Annotated in this window: 17 protein-coding genes; 4 read left to right on the plus strand and 13 right to left on the minus strand. The window is 72.6% G+C overall.

Annotated elements, in window-relative coordinates:
• The first annotated feature begins 113 nt into the window (after positions 1-113).
• Positions 114-419: a hypothetical protein gene (locus LL946_RS01435; RefSeq protein WP_404384040.1), complete on the plus strand. Its 306-nt coding sequence runs from the start codon at positions 114-116 to the stop codon at positions 417-419.
• On the plus strand, positions 416-1438 hold the full coding sequence (locus LL946_RS01440; RefSeq protein ID WP_404384042.1) for a hypothetical protein: 1023 nt from the start codon (positions 416-418) through the stop codon (positions 1436-1438). The genes LL946_RS01435 and LL946_RS01440 overlap by 4 nt, the downstream gene beginning before the upstream one ends.
• 90 nt (positions 1439-1528) lie before the next feature.
• On the opposite strand, the gene ligA is transcribed toward LL946_RS01440, so the two are convergent.
• The 7 genes from ligA to LL946_RS01475 are packed head-to-tail and all read right to left on the minus strand — an operon-like array spanning position 1529 to position 12284.
• Positions 1529-3748 carry an NAD-dependent DNA ligase LigA gene (ligA, locus tag LL946_RS01445; protein WP_404384044.1) on the minus strand — a complete coding sequence of 740 codons (2220 nt, stop codon included), beginning with the start codon at positions 3746-3748 and terminating at the stop codon, positions 1529-1531.
• 21 nt (positions 3749-3769) lie between these two features.
• Complete coding sequence (locus tag LL946_RS01450; RefSeq protein ID WP_404384046.1) at positions 3770-5116, minus strand: nucleotide disphospho-sugar-binding domain-containing protein; 1347 nt, start codon at positions 5114-5116, stop codon at positions 3770-3772.
• Positions 5091-6977 carry a glycosyltransferase gene (locus LL946_RS01455; RefSeq protein ID WP_404384048.1) on the minus strand — a complete coding sequence of 629 codons (1887 nt, stop codon included), beginning with the start codon at positions 6975-6977 and terminating at the stop codon, positions 5091-5093. The genes LL946_RS01450 and LL946_RS01455 overlap by 26 nt, the downstream gene beginning before the upstream one ends.
• Before the next feature lie 58 nt (positions 6978-7035).
• Complete coding sequence (xdhC, locus tag LL946_RS01460; protein ID WP_404384050.1) at positions 7036-7875, minus strand: xanthine dehydrogenase accessory protein XdhC; 840 nt, start codon at positions 7873-7875, stop codon at positions 7036-7038.
• Positions 7876-7878: 3 nt separating this feature from the next.
• Complete coding sequence (xdhB, locus tag LL946_RS01465) at positions 7879-10317, minus strand: xanthine dehydrogenase molybdopterin binding subunit (RefSeq protein WP_404384052.1); 2439 nt, start codon at positions 10315-10317, stop codon at positions 7879-7881.
• Entirely contained in the window at positions 10314-11795 is a 1482-nt protein-coding gene (locus LL946_RS01470; RefSeq protein ID WP_404384054.1) for a xanthine dehydrogenase small subunit, read from the minus strand. The genes xdhB and LL946_RS01470 overlap by 4 nt, the downstream gene beginning before the upstream one ends.
• Before the next feature lie 21 nt (positions 11796-11816).
• On the minus strand, positions 11817-12284 hold the full coding sequence (locus LL946_RS01475; protein WP_404384056.1) for a DUF664 domain-containing protein: 468 nt from the start codon (positions 12282-12284) through the stop codon (positions 11817-11819).
• Between the two features lie 94 nt (positions 12285-12378).
• Here LL946_RS01475 and LL946_RS01480 point away from each other — a divergent pair, with 94 nt between their 5' ends.
• Positions 12379-13890: a long-chain fatty acid--CoA ligase gene (locus LL946_RS01480; RefSeq protein WP_404384058.1), complete on the plus strand. Its 1512-nt coding sequence runs from the start codon at positions 12379-12381 to the stop codon at positions 13888-13890.
• A gap of 121 nt (positions 13891-14011) precedes the next feature.
• Here LL946_RS01480 and LL946_RS01485 read toward each other — a convergent pair whose 3' ends face one another.
• The 3 genes from LL946_RS01485 to LL946_RS01495 are packed head-to-tail and all read right to left on the minus strand — an operon-like array spanning position 14012 to position 16658.
• Complete coding sequence (locus tag LL946_RS01485) at positions 14012-15019, minus strand: DMT family transporter (protein WP_404384060.1); 1008 nt, start codon at positions 15017-15019, stop codon at positions 14012-14014.
• On the minus strand, positions 15019-16020 hold the full coding sequence (locus LL946_RS01490) for a methionine synthase (RefSeq protein ID WP_404384062.1): 1002 nt from the start codon (positions 16018-16020) through the stop codon (positions 15019-15021). Before LL946_RS01490 ends, LL946_RS01485 begins: the two co-directional genes overlap by 1 nt.
• Positions 16017-16658, minus strand: coding sequence for a pyridoxamine 5'-phosphate oxidase family protein (locus LL946_RS01495; protein ID WP_404384064.1), 642 nt, complete (start codon positions 16656-16658; stop codon positions 16017-16019). Before LL946_RS01495 ends, LL946_RS01490 begins: the two co-directional genes overlap by 4 nt.
• Positions 16659-16735: 77 nt before the next feature.
• On the opposite strand from LL946_RS01495, the gene LL946_RS01500 reads away from it, so the two are divergent.
• Positions 16736-18154: a PLP-dependent aminotransferase family protein gene (locus LL946_RS01500; RefSeq protein WP_404384066.1), complete on the plus strand. Its 1419-nt coding sequence runs from the start codon at positions 16736-16738 to the stop codon at positions 18152-18154.
• Between the two features lie 29 nt (positions 18155-18183).
• Here LL946_RS01500 and LL946_RS01505 read toward each other — a convergent pair whose 3' ends face one another.
• The 3 genes from LL946_RS01505 to LL946_RS01515 are packed head-to-tail and all read right to left on the minus strand — an operon-like array spanning position 18184 to position 21539.
• The gene (locus LL946_RS01505) at positions 18184-19158 is read right to left on the minus strand and encodes a pirin family protein (protein WP_404384068.1); all 975 of its coding nucleotides are present in this window, start codon (positions 19156-19158) and stop codon (positions 18184-18186) included.
• Between the two features lie 36 nt (positions 19159-19194).
• On the minus strand, positions 19195-20391 hold the full coding sequence (gene mnmA / locus LL946_RS01510) for a tRNA 2-thiouridine(34) synthase MnmA (protein ID WP_404384070.1): 1197 nt from the start codon (positions 20389-20391) through the stop codon (positions 19195-19197).
• Positions 20391-21539 (minus strand): cysteine desulfurase family protein, encoded by a 1149-nt coding sequence (locus LL946_RS01515; RefSeq protein ID WP_404386760.1) that lies wholly within the window; start codon positions 21537-21539, stop codon positions 20391-20393. Before LL946_RS01515 ends, mnmA begins: the two co-directional genes overlap by 1 nt.
• Positions 21540-21683: the final 144 nt, after the last annotated feature.

The raw sequence follows: 21683 nt of genomic DNA on the forward strand, positions 1-21683 counted from the left end.
GCGAGCGACCCTAACCGGTCACGATGGGGAGTGCTCCCCATCGCCCCGGTGACGACCGGTCACTAGCCTGTGCGGTGCATCGCACTTCACGACGACCGCATGGGGGATCCGAGTTGACCAGCTTCGACGTCCGCACCGAGGACATCAGTGGGCACGGCCGCAGGGTCGGCTCCTTCGCCGACCGGCTCTCGAACGCCAGCTCGGCCGGCCAGACGTCCCTCGATCCCACCGCCTTCGGTCTCATCAACCAGCCGCTCGCGCTGCTGGCGACCGGCATCGCCCTGGTCGGCAAGAACACCGTGTCCAACCTGTCGATGGACATGGAGGAGACGATGATCGGCCTCACCAACACCGTGACCCAGTACACCAGCGACGACGACACCGCGGCCACCTCGATCGGGAACGCGGGTCAGCGATGAGCGACAACCCGCTGGTCGTCCAGCCCTCCGACCGCTCGTGGCACTCCGGCGCCGGGCTCATCGACTCGGGCGCGAGCTACTGCGAGGCCATCGCCGGTGAGAACTGGGTCGACGCGGCCCTGTCGGGCGTGGCCGTCGGCTTCGACGTCTACGCGACGGTCTCTGACCCGCTCGGCAGCCTGTTCGCCGCCGGCATCGGGTGGATCATCGACCACCTCGACCCGATCAAGACCTGGTTCGACGAGCTGACCGGCAACCCCGAGGCGGTGTCGGCTTTCGCGGGCACCTGGCAGAACGTCTCGACCGAGGTGGGCTCCGTCCGCGACGACTTCCGCGAGAACGCGAGCAGCCGGCTCGAGGGCATGACCGGGCCCAACGTCACCGCCTACCGCGACCACGTCGAGAAGCAGGTCCAGAAGCTCGACCTCATGAGCAAGGGAGCCCGGGCCATCTCGCTCGGCTTCGACGGGTGCGCGGTCCTCGTCGGCTTCGTCCACGGCCTCATCCGCGATGCGCTGGCCCAGATCGCCGGCGCCATCTGCAGCTACGTCGCCGAGCTCGTCCTCACCCTCGGTGCCGCGACCCCGCTCGTCATCCACCAGGCGACGACACGGGTGTCCGCCCTCTGCGCGGAGGTCCTGCCCAAGATCACGGGCCTGAAGAACTCGGTGCGCGACCTCGACACGCTCATCAGCTCGCTCAAGGACATCCTCAACGACATCCCCCGCTTCCTCGGCAGCCGCTACAGCGTCCCGAACCACCCCAACCTGCGCTGGCGCAACGTCCTGCACGACGAGCTCCCGCAGTTCCCGGGCACGAGCCTCAACGACTGGATCCGCGAGATCAACCTCAAGCCGCAGTACGCGCACCTCCTGTCCAAGAACCCGGACCTCTGGGCCAAGGTCATCCGGGACGCGTTCGCCAACGGCACGCCGAACAATCTCAACGACGCCGCCAAGGCGATCCACGCCGCGGTCGACCGTCAGCTGGGCTCGGAGGACCACGCCGGTCACCGCTGACGCAGACCTCGGCGACTCTCGCCACCTTGACCCGGGGCCTTCCCTCGCCCAGCGCCGGCGCTGCCCCATCGGCCAGTGGGCGGCCAGGGGCTACTCGGCGGCCGGCGCGGAACCCGTCTCGAGCAGGGTGCCGAATCCGGCCTCGTCGAGGATGGTCAGTCCGAGCTCGCGCGCCTTGTCCTCCTTGGACCCGGCGCCGGGCCCGACGACGACGTAGTCGGTCTTCTTGGAGACCGAGCCCGACGCCTTGCCGCCGCGCGCGAGGATCGCCTCCTTGGCCTCGTCGCGGCTGAAGCCCTCGAGCGACCCGGTGACGACGACGGTCAGCCCGGCGAGCGTCTGCTCGACCGACTCGTCGCGCTCGTCCTCCATCCGGACACCGTCGGCGGCCCACTGGTCGACGATGGCGCAGTGCCACTCGTTGTCCTCGCGGTCGAACCAGTCGCGGACCGACTCGGCGATGACACCGCCGACGCCCTCGACGCCGGAGAGCTCCTCGACGCTCGCCGCCCGGATCGCGGCCATCGAGCCGAAGTGCTGGGCCAGGGCTCGCGCCGCCGTGGGGCCGACGTGGCGGATCGAGAGCCCGACGAGCACGCGCCACAGCGGCTGCTGCCTGGCGGTCTCGAGGTTGGCGACGAGCTTGGCGCCGTTGGCGGACAGGACCCGGCCGTCGACGACGGCGTCCTGGGGGTCGGTCTTCTTGGCGGCGCGGGTGTAGAGCGGGACCCGCGCGATCTCCGCTGCGGTGAGCCCGAAGAGGGTCGACTCGTCGGTCAGCACTCCCGAGTCGAGGAGCGCGACCGCACCCTCGAAGCCGAGCGCCTCGATGTCGAAGGCCCCCCGACCGGCCAGGCTCGTCAGCCGCTCGCGCAGCTGGGCCGGGCAGCTCCGGGTGTTGGGGCAGCGGATGTCCTTGTCGCCCTCCTTCTCGGGGGCGAGGGGCGTGCCGCACGACGGGCACTCGGTCGGCATGACGAACTCGCGCTCGGTGCCGTCGCGCAGGTCGACGACCGGTCCGAGGATCTCGGGGATGACGTCGCCGGCCTTGCGCAGCACGACCGTGTCACCGATGAGCACGCCCTTGCGTTTGACCTCGGTGGCGTTGTGCAGGGTGGCCCGCTCGACCGTCGAGCCGGCGACGAGCACCGGTGACATGACCCCGAACGGCGTCACCCGGCCGGTGCGCCCGATGCCCACCTGGATGTCGAGGAGCGTGGTGTTGACCTCCTCCGGCGGGTACTTGTAGGCGATCGCCCACCGGGGCGCCCGTGAGGTCGCGCCGAGCTGGCGCTGCACGGCGATCTCGTCGACCTTGACGACGACGCCGTCGATCTCGTGCTCGACGTCGTGGCGGTGCTCCCCCGTCGAGACGATGAAGGCGTTGACCTCCTCGATCGTGTCGAGCACCCGGAAGTGGCTCGACACCGGCAGCCCCCAGGAACCGAGCGCGGCATACGCCTCGATCTGCCGGGTGAGGTCGAAGCCCTCGCGCTTGCCGATGCCGTGCACCAGCATGTGCAGCGGACGCGTCGCGGTGACCCGTGGGTCCTTCATCCGCAGCGAGCCGGCGGCGGCGTTGCGCGGGTTGGCGAAGGGCGCCTTGCCGGCCTCGACGAGCGAGGCGTTGAGGTCGGCGAACGCCTCGATCGGGAAGAAGACCTCACCGCGCACCTCGACGAGGTCGGGGACCGGGTGCTCCGTGGTCCCGGCGAGCTCGGTCGGTATGCCGTCGATCGTCCGGACGTTGAGCGTCACGTCCTCGCCCGTGCGGCCGTCTCCCCGGGTCAGGGCGCGGGTCAGCCGGCCCTTCTCGTAGAGCAGGTTGACCGCGAGCCCGTCGATCTTGAGCTCGCAGAGGTAGTGGAAGCCCTTGCCGGCCTCCCGCTCGACGCGTCCCGCCCACTCGAGCATCTCGTCGGGCGCGAAGGCGTTGTCGAGGCTGAGCATCCGCTCGAGGTGGTCGACGGCCTGGAAGTCGGTCGAGAAGACCGCGCCACCCACGGACTGGGTGGGGCTCTCGGGCGTGCGCAGCGAGGGGTACTCGTCCTCGAGCGCGTTGAGCCGCTTCATCAGGGCGTCGTACTCACCGTCGCTGACGGTCGGCGAGTCCTTGACGTGGTAGGCGAACTGGTGCGCCGTCGCCTGCTCGGCGAGGTCGGTCCACTCGTGGCGGACCTCCTCGGGCACCTCCGCGGCCGGCTCCCCCGACGTCGCGGACTCCAGCTCGTCCTCGGCCACCAGCTCGCTCTCGCTCACCCGGTCATCCTGCCGCACACCACCGACAGGGTGCCCACCGCCGAACGACATCCGGCAGACGGCGGGCCCGGGTCAGCGCACCCCGCCGGACCGGCTCGGCCGCGCGCCCGCGCTGTCGTCAGCCGCAGTCAGCGCCGCGCGGGCACGTCGGGCCCCGGGACGTCGAGTGAGGTCCCGGGACAGCCGTGTGAGCCGGGCCCTCGCGTCCGGAGCGAGGGAGAGGAGTCGCTCGATGGCGGTCCGCAGCTCCGCCGAGGTGGCCGAGTTGGGGTCGAGCGCCTCGCCGAGGCCGGCGGACTCGATCCCGGCCGCGCCCGCGAACTGGTCGGTGGACAGGGGCAGGAGCAGCAGGGGCACTCCTGCGGTCATCGCCTCGGTCACGCTGTTGTTGCCACCGTGCGACACGGCCAGGGCGGCCCGACCCAGCACGGTGACCTGCGGGAGCTCGGGACGGACCAGCCAGGACGGCGGGATCGGGCCCAGCTCGTCACGCGGGGTGGAGCCGGTGGCCAGGGCGACGCGCACGTCGAGGCTGCGCAGGGCGTCCGCGACGCGGGCGAGCACGTCCGAACGCACCGAGAGGAAGCTGCCGAGGCTCACGTAGACGACCGGTGCTCCATCGCGTACCAGCCAGGCGGAGACCTCCTCGTCGGGTTCCTCGGTGCGGACCGAGGACCCGAGGAAGGCGTGCCGCGGCAGCAGCGCGGTGCGCTCGGGCGGGTGAAGCTCCTCGGGGTAGTTGAGCAGCAGGACGTCGCCGGTCTCGGCGAAGGCGTCGGGGCTGGCCGCGGCGCCGGGGTCGAGGGTGGCAAGCACGCCGTTCCACTGCTCGGTGAACGCGTCGCGCACACCCTCGCACTGGCGGCGGAGGGCGACGAGAGCATCCGGGTCGGGCTGCAGACAGCTCGGCCACGCGGGCGGGTAGCCGTAGACCTCGTCCCCCACCGTGAGCGCGGACGGGTGCCCGAGGACGACGTCCGCGTGGGGCACGCCCGCGCCCGTGAGCCCCAGCCGCGCGCTGAAGGCAAGGTGGTCGACGATGACGTGGTCGGGTCGGACGCGGTCCACGAGGACCTGGACCTCACGCGCGACCCGCAGCGGTTCCCACAGCAGGTCGTCGCCGCGAGCGGCCGCCTGGAACGCCAGCGTCGGAACGGCACCGAGACGGGTCGCCTCGAAGAACCCGCGCAGGGCCTCGTCCTCCCCGCGGGGCTGGTCCTCGGCGCGGATGACCCCCGGGTTGGACCCGCGGCCCAGACGGAGGTCCTCGCGCTCGAAGCCGAACCTGTGCACGATCGCGTCGGTCGCCGGGCCCGTGGCGACGACGACCCGTTCGCCCGCCTCGGTCCATGCCGTGCCCAGCGTGGCGAGCGGGAGCAGGTGCGAGGCGTAGTCAGGACTGACGACGAGCAGCGTCACGGGTCACCTCCACGTAGACCGTGGCGAGTGACGCGGCCATCGTGGCGATGCTGAACTCGTCGGCCACGACGTCCCGCGCGTGTTCCGCGCGGGCGGCTGCGTCCGGGGCAGCGGCCAGGCCCAGGGCCGACACGACGGCATCCGCGAGGACCTCCGGCGAGGTGGTGTCGACGAGCAGGCCCGTCACCCCGTCCTCGACGTAGGTCGCCGGTCCGCCAGTTCCCGGGGCGACCACCACGAGCCCCGACGCCATCGCCTCGAGGATGGCGATGCCGAACTCCTCCTTGAGGCTGGCGGACACGTACACCCCACCCGCCGCGCTGAGACCGGGCCGGCCCAGACGGACGGCCGCCAGCCAGGTGGCGACCACCCCGTTCGGGCGATGGCCCGCGAGCAGCAGACCACGCTCGGCGGCCTGCGCCCGGGGAACCGACGCGTCGATGCGGGCGAGCTGCTCGGCCTCGTCGCTCGAGGGGTCGTCGAGGTCGCCCCCGACGACGAGCAGGTTGCACCGGTCGGCGCACGCCGGGTCGGCCGCCCACGCCTCGACGAGCGTCGCCATCCCCTTGACCCGGTGCAGCCGCCCGACCGTGATGGCGAGCGGGAGCCCGCGGCGCGCGGGAGGCAGGGTCGACAGCAGCGCGTCGAGCTCGGTCAGCGCACGTCGGGCCGGCAGGGGGACCTCGACGCCCTGAGCGGCCATGGCCACCTCCCGTGCCGCGCGGTCGACCGGGGCGAGGTCGATGCCCTCGGGCACGACCACGGGACGGTCACCGGCATCCGGGTCGAGGTGCAGGAGGTCGCGCAGGTCGCGCTCCAGCTGGGGCCGAGGGAAGGCCACGAGGCCCGCAGCGCCGGCCGCGAGGTCGCGCAGGAGCCGCACCCGGAAGACGAGGTGCTCGACGTGGTCCGCGGCGCCGAAGGTGGAGCGGTCGAGCGTGCCCGCCTCCTCCCGTGCGGAGATGAGCGCGTGCGGGTCCGGCGCCAGGGTGAGCACCGTGGGGATCCCCAGCTCGCGCGCCACGTCGGCCGCGACCCACGAGCCGACGTCGGCCATCCGCAGGTGGAGGACGTCCACCGGGGCTGCAGCCCTGAGGGCGCGGCGCAGTCCCTGCCGCACGGGCACGCGCAGAGACCAGGTCTCCGCGGCGGGACGGACGCGTCCGGGCAGGGGAATGCCGAGGTAGTGGTGGCCGGGGGCCAGTGGGTCCTCGGGTGTCCGACCGTCGTCGTGGCTGCGCGAGAGGGTCAGCACCCGCGCGATCCGGGGGTCGTCCACCAGCGAGTCGCCCAGGTGGACGAGCAGGGTTGCAATGCCCCCCGTGTCGCCCTTCCCGGCGTTCATGAGGCTGCCGTCGATGTCGGCGTGCAGGAACAGCTGGGCCACGGTCAGACCGGGCCGGCCAGCCTCGGTGCCACCCACACGTGGAGCGTCGTCGACGTCGTCGTCGTACCGGATGACACCCCAGGCCTCGAGCGTCGCCTCGGCGAGCATGCCGACGAAACCGCCCTCGGCCATCGCCACCCGCAGCGGGGCGACGGCATCCGGCAGCGGCGAGCACGAGCGCAGCGCCCAGGTCGCGTGCTCCCGGAGGAACGGCACGGACGAGGTCAGCAGGGGCACCAGGAGCTCGGCGGCCACGGCCGCTCCCCCTGCCGCGGCCGCGTGCACGGCCGCGATGGCCGTCACCTGGTCGGTCTCGTCCTCGATGGCGTCGCGCAGGGCGCACAGCGCGGCATCGCCCTCGTCGCGCACGGAGTCCACGAGGGGGTCGATGAGCTCGATCGCCGCGAGGAGGGAGAGTGCGGTTCGCACCGCGTCGAGCATCCTCAGAGTCGGCGCTGCCAGGGTGGAGGTCACGTCTCCATGGTAGGCCGAAACCCTGTACAAACCCTAGACGTCGCCTGATCGCCTGCTGTCAGGCCGGGCTGCGGCCCTTCCTCGCCGGCTCCGCCGAGGCGGCCGTGAACCGGATGAGCAGGTCGGCGGCCACGCCCACCGCGATCGTCGCCGGCTCCTTGCCGGCGAGCTCAGGGAGCCCGATCGGCGTCGTGACCCGGGCGACGTCGCTCTCGGCGAGGCCACCCTCCGTCAGGAGCCGCTGACGGAGCCGCGCCCACTTGGCGCTCGAGCCGATGAGCCCGATGGATCCCAGTCCCTCGGTGCGCAGGGCCGCGTCGAGGATGGCCGCGTCCTCGGCGTGGTCGTGGGTCATGACGAGGACGTGGGTGCCCGGCGGGAGCTCTCCGAGGACGAGCTCGGGCAGGACCGGGACGGGGTGGACGTGCACCCGGGCGTCGGCGTCGGCCAGTGGCGAGAGCAGGTCGCGCGCCAACGCCTCAGGACGGCTGTCGACGAGGTGCAGGTCGAGGTCGTGGCGCGCGAGGATGCGCGCGAGCTCGTGGCCCACATGTCCCATCCCGAAGATCGCCACGACCGGTGCCACAGCCAGCGGCTCGAGCAGCACGCTCACCTCGCCGCCGCAGCACTGCATGCCGTGCTGGAACGGCGCCTTGTCCGACAGTGACGACGTGAAGGTCTCGGGGACGGTCCTACCCTCGCCGAGCATCGACCGGGCCCGCTCCACGGCGGCCGCTTCCAGGTTGCCGCCCCCGATCGTGTCCCACGTCTGCGTCCGGCCCACGACCATCTTGGCCCCCGCCTCGCGCGGCGCGTGACCCCGCACCGACGTCAGCGTGACGAGGACGCCCGGCTCTCCGCTCGTCCGGAGGTGCTCGACGGCTCGCAGCCAGCGCACGGCTCAGGCCTCCGACAGCTGCTGCAGGGCGGACTCGGACTCGGGGTGCCGGGTGGGCGCGGCCGGGTCGGCCTCCGGCGGCGTGGGCCCCGCTCCCGCCTCGACCTCATGGTCGTGTCCGGCCCGGGCCTCCTGCAGGGCCCAGAACACCGCCTCGGGCGTCGCCGGGCTCGCGAGGTCGACACTCGTCCCCTCCGGCCCGAAGGCGGCGCACGCCTGACGCAGCGCCTCCCTCACCGAGAAGGCGAGCATGAGCGGCGGCTCGCCCACGGCCTTGGACCCGTAGACCGCACCCTCCTCGTGGGCGCGGGCGAGCAGGGCGACGTTGAGGACCTCCGGCATGTCGGCGACGCTCGGCAGCTTGTAGGTGCTGGCCGACGCCGTCGCCAGCCGGCCGCGGTGCTCACCCTCGGAGGTGTCCCAGCGCAGGTCCTCGAGGGTGAGCCAGCCCGCGCCCTGGACGAAACCCCCCTCGATCTGGCCGACGTCGACGAGCGGGGAGAGGCTGTCACCGACGTCGTGGACGATGTCGACGCGACGGGTGCGGTGGGCGCCGGTGAAGCCGTCGACCTCCACCTCGGTCGCGGCGACCCCGTGGGCGAAGTACTTGAAGGGGCTGCCCCGCATGACGGTGGAGTCCCAGTGCAGCCCCTCGGTCCGGTAGTAGCCCGCCGCGAAGAGCTGCGTGCGGGCGAAGTAGGCCTCGCGCACGAGCTCGGCCCACGACAGCGTCTCGTCGGTCGCACCACCCGACACGACGCCGTCCACGAACAGCACGTCCGAGGCAGGCACCCCGAGCCGGTCGGCGGCCACCTCGGCCAGCCGGCCCCGGATCTGCTCGCAGGCGTCCTTGACCGCGCCACCGTTGAGGTCGGCCCCCGACGACGCGGCGGTCGCCGAGGTGTTGGGGACCTTGTCGGTGCGGGTAGGAGCGAGGCGTACGACGGCCAACGGGACCCCCAGCGTGGTCGCCGCGACCTGCAGCATCTTGGTGTGCAGGCCCTGCCCCATCTCGGTGCCACCGTGGTTGACGAGCACCGACCCGTCCTTGTAGACGTGCACGAGCGCCCCGGCCTGGTTGAAGGCGGTGAGGTTGAAGGAGATGCCGAACTTCACCGGCGTGACGGCGAGCCCGCGCTTGACGTGCTCGTGGCCCGCGTTGAACTCGGCGATCTCAGCCCGTCGCCGCTCGAGCTCCCCCTCCACGGCCACCTGCTCCCAGGCGCGCTCGACACGCTCCGCCTGGGTGATGACCTGTCCGTAGGGCGTGCTCTGGCCGTCCTCGTAGAAGTTGCGGCGCCGCAGCTCGTGGGGCTCGATGCCGAGCAGCGGTGCGCACCGTCCGAGGATGTCCTCGATGACGAGCATCCCCTGCGGGCCGCCGAAGCCGCGGAAGGCGGTCTGCGAGGTCTTGTGGGTGCGGGCGACCCGCCCGGTGACCCGGATGTCGGGGATCCAGTAGTTGTTGTCGACGTGGCACAGGGCACGGGCGAGCACCGGCTCGGACAGGTCCAGGCTCCAGCCGCCGTCGGAGGTCACGGTCGCCTCGAGCGCCAACAGGTGGCCCTCGTCGTCGAATCCGACCCGCCACTGGGCGTGGAACCCGTGGCGCTTGCCCGACATCGTGAGGTCCTGGGTTCGGTTGAGCCGCAACCGAACCGGTCGCCCGGTGAGGGTGGCCCCGAGAGCCGCGACCGCGGCATACCCGTGCGGTTGCATCTCCTTGCCACCGAAACCGCCGCCCATGCGCAGGCACTGGACGGTGACCTGGTTGCTGCTCAGGCCGAGGACGTGGGCGACGATCTCCTGGGTCTCGGTCGGGTGCTGCGTGCTGCTCTGGACGAAGATGCGGCCGTCGTCCTCGACCGTGGCCAGGGCGGCGTGGGTCTCGAGGTAGAAGTGCTCCTGCCCCGCCATGTCGATCTCGCCGTGGAAGACGTGCGCCGAGCGCTCGAGCGCCGCCTGCGGGTCACCGCGCTGGACCGTCGGCTGGGCACCCTGGAAGCTCTCGGCAGCGATCGCCTCGGCCAGCGTGATCGTCGACGGGAGCGGCTCGTAGTCGACCTCGACCGCGAGCGCGCCGCGACGCGCGGCCTCGAGGCTCTCGCCGAGGACCCAGCAGACGGCGTGACCGTGGAAGCAGACCTCGCTCGGGAAGAGCGGCTCGTCGTGCTTGATGCCGGCGTCGTTGGTGCCGGGCACGTCGTCGGCGGTCAGCACGCGCACGACTCCCGGCACGGCGTATGCCGGCCGCACTCGGAGTCCGGTCACGCGGGCGTGCGCATGGGGCGCCTGGACCGGCCACGCGTGCAGCACGTCCTTCGTGCGCGGGTGCAGGTCGTCGGTGTAGAGCGCCCGGCCCGTGACGTGCAGTGCCGCGGACTCGTGCGGCAGGGCCAGGCCGACGACCGCGTCGACGGGACGCTCGGACAGGCTGCTCACGGCCGGCCCTCCGACGTCGCGGACCACCCGGCATACAGCTTGAGGAGTGCCTGCCCGAGCATCGCGCTGCGGTAGCCGGCGCTGGCCCGGTGGTCAGACAGCGGCGTGCCCTCCGCGGCGAGGGTGCTCGCGGCGGCCTCGACGCCCGATCGGGTCCACGGCGCACCCTCGAGGGCCGCCTCGGTGCCCAGCGCGCGGATCGGAGTCGGTGCCACGCCGCCGAGCCCGATCCGGGCCCGCGTCACGGTCCCGTCCACGACGTCGAGGGCGAAGGCGACGGCCACGCTGGAGATGTCGTCGACGCGGCGCTTGGCGACCTTGTGGAACGTGGCGATCGGGGCCAGGGGCAACGGAACTCGCACCTCGCGAATGAGCTCGTCGGGGCGGCGCACGCTCTCGCGGTAGCCGATGAAGTAGTCGGCCAGCGCCACGACCCGCTCGCCGTCGGCGCCCGCCAGCACGAGCGAGGCGTCGAGCGCCAGCAGGACGGGCGCGACGTCGCCGATCGGCGACGCCGTGCCCAGGTTGCCGCCGAGGGTGGCCCCGTTGCGGATGAGGGGCGAGGCGAACTGCGGGAAGAGCTGGGAGAGCAGTGGCACCCGGCCGCCGAGCCCGCGCTCGACCTCGGTGAGGGTCAGGGCCGCGCCGATCCGCACCTCGTCGTCGGAGACCTCGAGGCCACGCAGCTCGGGCAGCCGGTCGACGGCGACGAGCAGCGCGGGTCGTGAGCCCTTGAGGTTGAGGTCGACGCCGACGTCGGTGGAGCCGGCCAGGAGCACCGCGTCGGGTCGCTCGACGAGCAGCTGGACCGCCTCGGCCAGGTCGGCCGGGCGCACGAGCTCGGCTCCGTCGGCCACGAGGCGGGTGTGCCGTGCCGGCGTCGGGCGCGCGCGACGCCGCGCGGCGAATGGGTCGGACTCCTCGGGCACGCCGAGGGCGAAGGCCGCGTCACGGATGGGCCGGTACCCGGTGCACCGGCACAGGTTGCCCGAGATCGCGTGGAGGTCGAAGCCGTTCGGGCCGCACTCGTGGTCCGCCCCGTCGCTCGGCTCGGTGGCGGTCCGGCCGGCCCGGTAGAACTCCGCCGCCATCGAGCAGACGAACCCCGGTGTGCAGTAGCCGCACTGCGACCCACCGCGGTCGGCGAGCTCCTGCTGGACGGGGTGCAGCCGCTCGGGGGTGCCGAGCCCCTCGACCGTCACGACCTCCTGGCCGTCCAGGGCCCCGACGGGCACGAGGCAGGAGTTCACCGCCACCCACTCGGTCTCCGTCGTCCCCTCGCTGCCCGGTCGGGCGACGAGGATCGCGCAGGCGCCGCACTCCCCCTCGGCGCAGCCCTCCTTGGCGCCGGTGAGCCCGCGGTCGCGCAGCCAGTCCAGGGTCGTCGTGTGCGGTGTGGCGCGCTCGCCCAGCGGCACGGACGTGCCGTTGACGGTGAGGGAGGCCGCCCCGGCCTCCGTGGGCGACATGCTCGTCATGATGCTCGATCCTAGGACGGATCAGTCCTGTCGCGCGGTGGCGAGCAGGACGTCGCGGGTCACCTCGAGCTGCCCGAGGTGCTGGGCCAGCTCCTCGTAGACGTGCAGGAGCACCTCACCCTGGGTCTCGTATGCCGTTCCGTCCCGTCCCTGGGGCGGGTTCACCGGCGGGGCGCCCGGGTCCGTGACCCGCACGTCCTCGTGGAGCCGACCGCGACCCGACTCGAGCAGGGCGAGCGCCTCGTCGACGGTCCCCGTCGCCGTGAACTCCGCGTCCCGGTCGCGCGGGACGACGATCCCGCGGTTGACCGTCCGGCCCCACCGACCCATGACCCCGACGACGTGGGACACCAGCGCGAACGCCGAGTTCGACCCCTCGACGGAGGGGACCGACGCGTTGACGAGAGGGTCGCCCAGCTCCCGCGCGCACGCGGCATACGCGTCGAGTGCCTCGTCGCAGAACCGGAGGTACGTGTCAAGGGTGATCACGCACAGGAGTCTCTCAGGCGGGGTGCTCCCCACACGGCGCCTCGGCAGACCACAATGGCGGCGACCCCCGTCACGGCAAAGGAGCCAAGATCCCATGGGCAGTGCAGAGTCCAACCTCGCCTCGAACCTCGTCCGCACGGCCACCTCGATGCCGGAGCGACCGGCGATCAAGATGAACGGGCAGGACATCAGCTACCAGCAGCTGCACGGCCTGGCCGCGAAGCTCGCCGGAGCGCTGCGCGCCAGCGGGATCGAGCCCGGTGACCGGGTGGCGCTCATCCTCCCCAACGTGCCCGCGTTCCCCGTCGCCTTCTTCGCGACGCTGCTCGCCGGTGGCGTCGTCGTGCCGATGAACCCACTCCTCAAGTCCGGCGAGATCGACTTCTTCTTCACCAACTCCGGCGCCAAGATCGCGTTCGTGTGGCCGGACTTCGTCGACGAGGCCACCAAGGGCGCCGCGAACTCGGGCACGACGATCGTCGAGTGCGGGCCGATGGGCCCCGTCGAGGGCGTCCTCACCAACGGCGAGCCGATCCCCGAGCCCACCGAGCGCGAGGGAGACGACACCGCGATCATCCTCTACACCTCCGGCACGACCGGCCGGCCCAAGGGCGCCGAGCTCACCCACGACAACGTCAACCTCAACGCGATGCGCTGCGCCGAGGTCATCCAGGAGATCTCGCCCGACGACGTCATCATGGGCTGCCTGCCGCTCTTCCACGTCTTCGGTCTCGTCGTCGGCCTCAACGCCGCCGTCCGGGTCGGCGCCTCGCTCGCCCTCATCCCCCGCTTCGACCCGGCCGCCGCGATCAAGGTCATCGGCGACGAGAAGGTCACCGTGATGCAGGGCGTGCCGACGATGTACGCCGCGATCCTCAACCACCCCGACGCCGACTCGCTCGACGCCTCGTCGCTGCGCACCTGCGCCTCGGGTGGCTCGGCCATGCCGCTCGAGGTGATGAAGGCCTTCGAGGAGAAGTTCGGATGCGTCATCCTCGAGGGCTACGGACTGTCCGAGACCTCACCGGTCGCCTCGTTCAACCTGCCCGGCCGTGAGCGCAAGCCCGGCACCATCGGCCTCGCGATCCCCGGGTGCGAGATGAAGGTCGTCGACCTCGACGGCAACGAGGTCGCGCACGGCGAGGTCGGCGAGATCGCCATCCGCGGCGACAACGTCATGAAGGGCTACTGGGACAACCCCGAGGCGACCGCCGAGGCCATCCCCGACGGGTGGTTCCGCACCGGCGACCTGGCCACGCGGGACGACGAGGGCTACTTCACGATCGTCGACCGCAAGAAGGACATGATCCTGCGCGGCGGCATGAACGTGTACCCCCGCGAGGTCGAGGAGGTCATCTACCAGCATCCCGACGTCCTCGAGGTCGCCGTCGTGGCCGTCCCGGACGAGCTGCTGGGCGAGCAGGTCGGCGCCGGGGTCGCGCTGCGCGAGGGCTCCACCGCGACGCCCGAGGACATCATCGAGTTCACCAAGGAGCGGATCGCGGCCTACAAGTACCCGCGGTCGGTCTGGATCCTCGACGAGCTGCCCAAGGGCCCGACCGGCAAGATCCTCCGGCGCGAGGTCAAAGCACCGACCACGGCCTGACGCCGGTCGACGGACCGGTCCCGGAGAGCACGGACCGCATGGATCGCGCCGGGTGTCGGGGATCGGGGCCCACTGCGAGGTGGATGGCCCCGGATCCCCGACACCGGATCCGGGGGTGGCGTCAGGTGCGAGGAACCGCCGACGCCACCTCGGGTGCGGGGGTGGCCACCCGTCGCGCCGGCGCGTTGATCACCGCGGCCGCGGTGAGGACGATGACGAAGCCGACGACCTCCCACACACCGAGCGCCTCACCGAGGACGAGCACGCCGAGGAGCACCGAGACGATCGGGATGAGGTAGGTGATCGTCGAGCCGACCACCGGCCCGGCCCCCCGCACGACGTCGAACTGCAGGATGTATGCCGCACCCGTCCCGACGATGCCGAGCGCGAGGATGCAGAGCAGCGGCAGCCAGACCCAGCCGCCACCGTCGCTGCCCGCCTCGATGGTCGACGTGCCGAGCCGGGCCCGGTCGTAGGCCCAGATCGACGCGACGCCACCGGGCTGGAACGCGCCCCAGGCGAGCGTCACGGGCACCATGAGCAGGCAACCCATGAGCAGCGTCGCCGCCGGCTGGCTCAGCCCACCGAGGTCGGCCCGGGCGAGGAACCGCCGGTTGTAGGTCCAGCCGATGCCGTAGCAGACACCGCCGAGCAGGGCCATGCCGAAGCCGACGAGGTCGGGGCGGGACGAGGTCCACGGCTGCATGATCGTCACGACGCCCACGAAGCCGACGACGACCGCGACGACCTTGGACCGGGTCGCCCGGGCACCCGGCAGGAACGCCATCGTCGCGAGCACCGTGGCGATCGGGGTCGTCGCGTTGCCGATGCCGGCGAGCGCCGAGCTCACCCGCGTCTCGGAGAGCGCGAAGAGCGTGAAGGGGATCGTGCCGAGGAGGAGACCGGTGACGACGAGGTGTCCCCAGACCCAGCGCTCGCGGGGCAGCGAGCCGCCACGCATCCACAGCAGGGCGAGGATCGTCGCGGCTCCGGTCACGAGGCGCAGCGCAGCGATCTGCACCGCCGAGAGCGACTCGAGACCGATCTTCATGAGGAGGAAGCTCGAGCCCCAGATGAGGACGAGTGCGAGGTACTTGGCCTGCCACGGGACCCTGGGCACGGGAGACATCAGTCCTGCTCCTTCTCGGTGAGCTCTCGCGCGGTCGCGACGGCCACCCGTAGAACGTCGACGGCACCTCTCGGTGTGAGTGCGGGCAGCCCGCAGGTGGGGGTCACGGTCACGTCGGCGAGCGTGGACGCGGGCAGCCCGACCCGGGCAAAGCCGTCCGCGACGAGCGACGTGGCGACGCGTACGGCCTCCGCCGCAGACCCGGGCTGGCTCGTCGGCACGACGCCGGCCCAGAGCCGGGTCCCGGACTCGACGGCGGCGGCGATCGACTCCCACCGCTCGGGGGAGGTCTCGGTGAGGTCGAGCGACAGGGCGGTCGCACCGGCCGCCACCAGAAGGTCGACGGGGGCCGTCGGGTGGCACGAGTGCAGGACGACGTCACCGTCGTGGGCCCCACGAACCTCCCGTATGCCGCGCGACACCTCCGCGCGGTCGACCGCGCGCACGCGGCCGTAGCCCGAGGCGGTGGGGAGCTCGCCGCGCAGCACCGCGAGCACCGACGGCTCGTCGAGCTGGACGGTGAGGACGGCTCCCGGCACGAGCCGCCGCACCTCGGCCACGTGCTGGCGGACGCCCTCGGCGAGCGAGGAGACGAGGTCGCGCCGGGCGCCCTCGTCGGTGACGGAACGCTCCCCCCGGTTGAGCTCGATCGACGCGGCGAGGGTCCACGGGCCGACGACCTGGATCTTGAGCGGGCCGGCATACCCGTCGTAGGCCTCGGCCAGCTCGTCGAGGTCCTGGCGCCAGAACGACCTCGCGCGGGACTGGTCCCGACCCGGTCGGTCGGTGAAGCGCCAGCCCGAGGGCTGGAGGTCGACCGCGAGATCGGCGAGGAGTGCCGCCGAGCGCCCGATCATGTCCGCCCCGGGTCCGCGGGCGGGCAGCTCGGGGAGGTGGGGCAGGCCGAGGCCGTCAGCGTCGGTGAGGAGGTCGCGCACGGTGACCACGGCCTCGCGCGCCGACTCCCCCGGCCAGGAGCCGACTCCTGATACGTGTGTCACGCGAGAACTCTCGCACTCGCGAAGTCACGGACCGAGCGGGGGACCTCGGCGGCGGTCGACGTCGGCGCCGGTTCGGGCTCGAGCGCCACGGTGCGCAGCCCGACAACGCCGTGCCAGGCGTCGGTCTCCTCGTCCGGCGCGCTGGCCGTCCCGGTGCGGGTCTTGGTGAGGAACCTGCCGTCGACGATCGGCAGCGTCATGACGAGGGTCTTGGCCATCTCCTGCCGCGTCATCGGCCGCACCTCGGCGCTGCGGCCCGGGAGGATCCGCTCCGAGAGTGCCTCGAGGGCCGCCTGCCGCTCGTCCTCGGCGAGCGGTGTGAGGCCACCGTGCACGACCGCCGACCGGTAGTTGGCGGAGGAGTCGAAGGTCGTGTGGCCGACGACGAGGGCGTCCACCGCGATGACCGCGAGGGCGGCCGGGGCACCGGCCGCGACGTGGCGCAGCGCCCCGGCGCCGGTGGACCCGTGGAGCAGGATCCGGTCACCCTGACGCGCGAAGAGCATGGGGACGACCCAGGGCTCCCCGTCGACGACGGTGCTCAGGGTGCCGGCGAGCACGTCGTCGAGGATCGCGTCGAGCACAGCACGCTCGGTGCTGCCGCGCTCCTTGTGCCGGTGGAGGGTCAGGTTGGCCATGCGTCCATGCTCACAGTGAAGTGGACCTCGATCCAGAACCACTATCGCGTCAAGTGCAGGACCAGTATTCTGGTGCGATGCCCCGCTCACCGCGCTCGGTCGACCTGCCGCTCGTGCTCGACACCGGTGACCGCCCACTGCGCCACCGGATCGCCGACGCCGTCGTCACCGAGCTGCGCGAAGGCCGGCTCCGCCCCGGCGACCCCCTCCCCTCGACCCGCGTGCTGGCCACGGAGCTCGCCGTCTCGCGTGGACCGGTGGTCGCGGCCTACGACGAGCTCGCCTCGGCCGGCTTCATCGAGACCCGGCCCGGGTCGGGAGCGGCCGTCGCCGAGGGAGCCGACCGCGCCGCACGCGCGGGGGCCCTCTCCTCGGTCGAGCCGATGGCTCCCTGCCGCCCTGCCCCGGCGGCCCGACCCCAGCAGGCCGTGCGCTACGACCTGCGCCCGGGGCGACCGGACATCGGTTTCCTCGACCAGACGGCGTGGCGACGCGCCTGGCGCCACGCGGCCTCGCTGGTGCCGACGAACGACCTGAGCTCGGGCCCGTCCCACGCACGACTGCGTCAGGTGCTGGCCGACCACATCCGTCGCAGCAGGGGCATCGCCCTCGACCCCGACGACCTGCTCATCACGCCGGGCGTGAGCGCCACCGTCCAGGCGCTTCCCGCCGCGCTCGGGCTCGTCGGCCGCCCGGTCGTCGTGGAGGACCCCGGCTACGTCGAGGCGTGGACGGCGTTCTCGGACAGCGGTGCTCATGTTCGTGCGCTGCCGGTCGACGACGACGGCCTCGACCCGAGCCTGCTCCGTCGGACCGATGCCGCCGTCTACGTCACCCCCTCGCACCAGTACCCGCTCGGCGCACGCATGCCCGTCGTCCGTCGCACGGCCCTGCTCGACTGGGCCCGGAGCGCCGACGCGATCGTCATCGAGGACGACTACGACGGCGAGTTCCGCTACGACGTCTCGCCCCTGCCCGCGCTCCGCTCGCTCGAGGGAGCCGACGACCACGTGCTCTACATGGGCACGGCCTCCAAGATCCTCGTCCCGACCCTGCGCGTCTCCTGGCTCGCGCCCCCGCGCCACCTGCGCGACCGGATCCGGACCGAGCTCGACCGCCGCGGCCTGCTCGTCAACGAGATGACCGGCGAGGCGGTCGCCGAGTTCATCGCCAACGGGTCCCTCGCGGCCCACCACGCCAGGGCGGCGCGGACCTACGCCGGCCGTCGCGCCCGGCTCGTCGCCGCCCTCGCCCGCCACCTCCCGGACCACCGGCTCAGCGGCGTCGACGCCGGGCTGCACCTCGTCCTGCTGCTCGACGACGACGTCGACGACCACGAAGTCGCGATGTCGCTCCTGCGTCACGGCGTCTCGGTCAACCCGCTGTCGGCGTATGCCGTCGAGAGCGACCGGCGCGGCCTCGTCATCGGGTATGCCGGCCTGCCTGAGTCGCGCGCCGACGCCGCGGTGCGCGCCCTCGCGCGCGGCCTCAGCTGACGAGAGCGCTCAGCACCCGGCGGGCGAGGTCACAGGACGTTGTGACCGGGGTGCGGCTCGGACGGGATGGTCCCGAGACGTCCTGCCTGGAAGTCCTCGAAGGCCTGCATGAGCTCGGCCCGGGTGTTCATGACGAAGGGTCCGTAGGCCGCGACGGGTTCGCGGATGGGGCGCCCGCCCATGATGTAGAGGTCGAGGCTGGGGCTGCGGCTCTCCTGGCTGTCGTCGGCGGCGACCTCGATGACGTCGCCGGCCCCGAGGACGGCCAGCTGGCCCATGCGCAGCGGCCGGCGGTCGGCGCCCACGGTGCCCCGGCCGCTCAGGACGTAGACGAGGGCGTTGTAGCCCGGGTCCCAGGGCAGCCGGACGCGGGCGCCGGGAGCGACGGTCGCGTGCACGATGCTGATCGGGGTGTGCGTGATGCCCGGGCCGGAGTGGCCGTCGAGCTCGCCGGCGATGACGCGGAGCAGCGCCCCGCCGTCCGGGCTCGAGAGCAGCGAGACCTCGCCGCCGCCGATGTCCTGGTAGCGCGGCGGCGACATCTTCATCGTGCTCGGGAGGTTGACCCAGAGCTGGAGCCCGTGGAAGAGGCCGCCGCTGACGACGAGCGACTCGGGCGGGGTCTCGATGTGGAGCAGGCCCGAACCGGCGGTCATCCACTGGGTGTCCCCGTCGGTGATCTGACCGCCACCCCCGTTCGAGTCACGGTGCACGAAGGTGCCGTCGATGATGTAGGTCACCGTCTCGAAGCCCCGGTGCGGGTGCCACGGGGTGCCCTTGGGCTCGCCCGGCGCATACTCCACCTCGCCCATCTGGTCCATGTGGATGAACGGGTCCAGCGCCGCCAGGTCCACCCCTGCGAACGCCCGGCGCACCGGGAACCCCTCCCCCTCGAAGCCCTGCGGCGCCGTCGTCACCCCGAGCACCGGCCTGCTGGGCGCGGACGCCGCCGGCTCGCCGACGCGCGGGAGGGTGAGGATGTTGTCGACGGTCACAGCAGGCATGACGGGCTCCTTCGCTCGTGTCCCCGGGTGCGGGGTCTATCCACTCCCGTTCAGCGTCATTGAATTCTCTACTATTCCGCGACGCTCCCCGCGGACGTCCTCGCCGCCCGGCCCCGGTCGTCCGGAACGGTCGGAACGGTCGGTCGACGCGATGGTCGCCGAGCCCACGACCCGGGTCCGGTCGTAGAGGACGACGGACTGGCCTGGGGCCACCCCACGCAGCCGCGAGTCGAGGCGGACGTGGACGACCTCGGGGTCGACGTCGTCGACGCGGGCCCATGCCGCGACCTCCTCGCCGTGGGCGCGCACCTGCGCACCCACGCGGACCTCGTCGACCGGCGCCGGTCCGCACCACCGGGCGTGGTCGGCCGTGAGCAGGTCGACGCCGAGCAGGTCCTGGGTGCCGATGAGCACACGGTTGGAGGAAGCCTCGACGCCGACGACGTAGCGGGGGTCGCCGTCGAGAGCGGACCGGTCGAGCCCGAGGCCGCGTCGCTGCCCGATCGTGAAGCCGTAGGAGCCCCGGTGCGACCCGACGACCTCACCGCTGGCCGCGTCGACGATCTCGCCGGGCTGCTCGCCCAGTCGCGAGGTCAACCAGCCCCGGGTGTCACCGTCGGAGATGAAGCAGATGTCGTAGGAGTCCGGCTTCTTGGCGACCGAGAAGCCGCGCGCGGCGGCCTCCTCGCGGATCCGCGGCTTGGTCGTGTCGCCGAGGGGGAAGAACGCACGGGACAGCTGGTCGGCGTCGAGCACGCCGAGGACGTAGGACTGGTCCTTGTCCGGGTCGACAGCTCGGTGCAGCTCGCGCACCACCGCGCCGTCGTCACCGACCCGCTCGACGACCTGCGCGTAGTGACCGGTCGCGACCGCGTCGAAGCCGAGCGCCACCGCACGGTCGAGGAGAGCGGCAAACTTGATCGACTCGTTGCAGCGCAGGCACGGGTTGGGTGTCCGGCCCGCCTGGTACTCCGCGACGAAGTCGTCCATGACGTCCCGCTGGAAGCGCTCGGCCATGTCCCAGACGTAGAACGGGATGCCGAGCCGGTCGGCGACGCGGCGGGCGTCACCGGCGTCCTCGATCGTGCAGCAGCCCCGGGCCGACTCGCGCAGGGTCGCGGCCGAACGCGACAGCGCGAGGTGGACGCCCACGACCTCGTGGCCGGCGTCGAGCATCCGGGCGGCGGCGACCGCCGAGTCCACCCCACCGCTCATGGCGGCCACGACGCGCATCAGGCCGCTCCGCTCGCGCGGCGGGCGCGCTCGACGACTGCCGGAAGCGCCGCGAGGAAGGCGTCGACGTCGGCCTCGGTCGAGGTGTGGCCGAGCGAGAGCCGGAGCGCTCCACGCGCCTCGACCTCGGGATAGCCCATCGCGAGGAGCACGTGGCTCGGCTGGGGCACGCCGGCCTGGCACGCCGATCCCGTCGAGCACTCGACGCCCGCGGCGTCGAGCAGGTAGAGGAGCGAGTCGCCCTCGCACCCGGGCACGAGCAGGTGGGCGTTGCCGGGCAGCCGCCCGGTCGCGTCACCCCCGGTCCAGCACCCGCTGACCGAGATGCCGAGGTCGAGTCCGAGGGCGCCGGTGACCAGCCGGTCGCGCAGCGTGGTGAGTCGCGCCGCGCTCACCTCGCGCTCGGAGACCGCCTCGGTGAGTGCGACAGCGAACGCCCGTATGCCGGCCGCGTCCAGGGTGCCCGACCGCACCTGTCGCTCCTGGCCACCGCCGTGGACCAGCGGCACGAGCTTGGCGTCGCGCCGGGCCAGGAGGGCGCCGACACCGACCGGACCGCCGACCTTGTGCGCCGACACCGTCAGGAGGTCGGCGCCGCTCGCGGCGAAGTCCACGGGGAGCTGGCCGACGGCCTGGACGGCGTCGGTGTGGAACGGGACGCCGGCCTCGTGCGCCGCGGCTGCGAGGTCGGCCACCGGCTGCACCGTGCCCACCTCGTTGTTGGCCCACATGACGCTGACGAGGGCGACCTCGTCGCGCCCGTGGGACTCGAGGACCTCGCGCACGTCGTCGACGGAGACGTGGCCGCACCGGTCCGGCTCGAGCCAGCTGACCTCGGCGCCCTGGCGCCGCACGAGGTGCTGCACCGGGTCGAGGACGGCGTGGTGCTCGATCCCGCTCGCGACGAGACGCGACGCGCCCACGGACCGCAGGCGGGCGGCATACGTGCCCTTGACCGCCAGGTTGTCCGCCTCGGTGCCCCCGGAGGTGAAGACGACCTCGGAGGGTCGGGCGCCGAGCGCCTCGGCGATCTGCTCGCGCGACTCCTCGACGACCGCGCGCGCAGCGCGGCCGGAGGTGTGCAGCGACGACGGGTTGCCCCCGCGTGCGGCCTGCTCGGCCCACGCCTCACGAGCCGACGCCCGCATGGGGGTCGTCGCGGCATGGTCGAGGTACGCGCTCACACCCAAATCCTACGTTCGCCCACCCAGAACGACCTATTGCCCGTTCCAGCGGCTTCCAGCACCGGTGGACGGTGCCGACAACGCGCTGGAACGGGCAATAAGTCGTGT

Source organism: Knoellia locipacati (assembly GCF_044791685.1).
Classification (GTDB): Bacteria; Actinomycetota; Actinomycetes; order Actinomycetales; family Dermatophilaceae; genus Knoellia; species Knoellia locipacati_A.